At 55.7% G+C, this 1,867-nt stretch carries 2 protein-coding genes and 1 pseudogene; all 3 read right to left on the minus strand.

From position 1 onward, the window contains the following. Nucleotides 1-438 (minus strand): hypothetical protein (locus BT264_RS40370; protein ID WP_256260785.1); only part of this gene is annotated, 438 nt, incomplete at its 3' end. Next, nucleotides 393-731: a hypothetical protein gene (locus BT264_RS38985; protein WP_143155859.1), complete on the minus strand. Its 339-nt coding sequence runs from the start codon at nucleotides 729-731 to the stop codon at nucleotides 393-395. The genes BT264_RS40370 and BT264_RS38985, both read right to left, overlap by 46 nt. A 600-nt stretch (nucleotides 732-1,331) precedes the next feature. Continuing rightward, a pseudogene (locus BT264_RS37200) lies at nucleotides 1,332-1,508 on the minus strand (transposase domain-containing protein); the annotation flags it as partial. Nucleotides 1,509-1,867 lie beyond the last annotated feature (359 nt).

A 1,867-nucleotide genomic window follows, 5' to 3' on the forward strand; every position in this document is an offset into this window, starting at 1 on the left:
AAACCGGACGGGAGCAAAGAACGTGTGGCGATCGGCGATGGGTATCGTGAGACGAAAGCGTCGTGGCTGGAGCTGCTGCTCGACTTGAAAAAGCGGATCATCCCAATATTCTCCCCGGGAGAAGCCGTCTTGCGACGGCGCTCCTTTCACTCGTCGCCCTGAAGGACGGGGTTTCTCGGCGCAAATTCTGATGAAATTGCCGAACAACGCAATCGGACCAAGCAGACAATCAGCGGACAGAAGCAAAGCGCCAAACGCAAGCTGAAAATCACCCGCGATATCGACCTGATCCACTATATGACGGAACACGGATTTGTGGCCCTCAGCGAAACGGCCGCGACGCGCGATCCGTCTGAGCCGCATTGAGCGAATTTGGTGACCATTACCTTTCGTTACGTTTTCTCGGCCGAGCGACGCAACACGCCAATCAGCCAGCAAACCCCAGCCACCAAAAACCCGATCATGGAAAGAAACCACGAAATATATGAAACCATAAGCAGCAACCCGGATATTGATATCGGGTCGCCAATCGCATCGGCCACCCTCTCCGGATAGAACCGAGATAATACAGTCACACCAAAAAATCCGGCCGCATTCAGTACCGCCGCAACGCCGAAATAAACTCTTTGCCATTTCGGCCGATGCTTGCTGCACGCAAAAGCAACACACCCAACAAACAAAACAACAATCAATAGACGGCCAAAAATAAGAAGCATTGTTATATTTGACATGATTGATCCGTAATCAGTTTTCGGATATACACCTTGCACTTTTCGTTACCCAAACGCTCGCAGGTAGACGAAAAAACGCACACCGTACCCGACGGATGTCGATACGCTTTCGCGCCGCTGACGCCACGTTACCAGATATCGGCCCGCCACCGTGGTCCCCAGCAGAAGCTGGAGACGACACGGCAGTTCCGGCATTCTTCAATCTACGTGAGCGGCGTGTGACAGTGACATTCCGCTCGCTCCCGCGTAAAAAACCAGCAGCTCCACCGGTTCGTTGCGCGTTGCGCCACGGTGTACGCGACCACCGTTTCCGGGAGCACGTCGCATTTCACAAGACGTTGCTGCCGATCCGAATTTGAGCGCGAAGAAAATTCTGCGCGGCGTCACGCGCCCGCGCAAGCATGAGTGAACTGAATGAGCCGGCGATGGAGCAACGAGCATGACGTTACCGCCCAGGTGATCCGGGCCGAGGTCGGCACCGACATTCGACTATATCGCGGTCGGCAACGTGTCGGCTGTCAAGCTCGCCAGAACCAGGATGGCTAAAAGGTATGCGGTCTTTTAACGGCGCCCTCGGTGGTTGGAAGCAGCAGGCATGCTTCACGGTGTGAGGGCAGCATATTCGTCAGCGGTTGCAGCGAGCGGCAACTTCGTGAACAGCCAGACGAGATAGCGGTATGGTTCGATGCCGTTCGCCTTGCACGTCTCGACGAGGGAGTACAAGTTGGCGCTGGGCTGCACGCCGGCGACCGTATCGGAGAACAGCCAGCCCTTTCGTTTAGGGAAACACTTCTCTAACCGCAATTATCGACACCCGGTAGTTATCGAAGGTTCGTCAGGCTACGCGACCGAAGGAGACCAGAAACGCCAGTACGGTCCCGCAAACGCGGGACCGTCGATTGACAGATCGGCACGCGTGAGGCGCGCCTGGTCGATCAGGTTTCCATAACTATAGGGTCTGCAGGAAACGAAGCACATCGTCTTCGGGTCGATATCGGATCGGCTTTCGCGAAGGTGTGGCGCGACGATCTGGATGAGAGACCGTGTTGCCTCACGGGAAGATGTTACGCCAGCCTAATTGTCGTTTTCCGATTGTTCTGTGATGAAGGCTGGCGCTGCGTAGCGGCGCCAGCCTT

The sequence above is a fragment of the Burkholderia sp. NFPP32 genome, from assembly GCF_900119325.1.
GTDB lineage: Bacteria > Pseudomonadota > Gammaproteobacteria > Burkholderiales > Burkholderiaceae > Burkholderia > Burkholderia pyrrocinia_C.

Coding starts and splice junctions, on each gene's coding strand:
- BT264_RS38985 (WP_143155859.1), bottom strand. CDS start 731: ATGTCAAATATAACAATGCTTCTTATTTTTGGCCGTCTATTGATTGTT.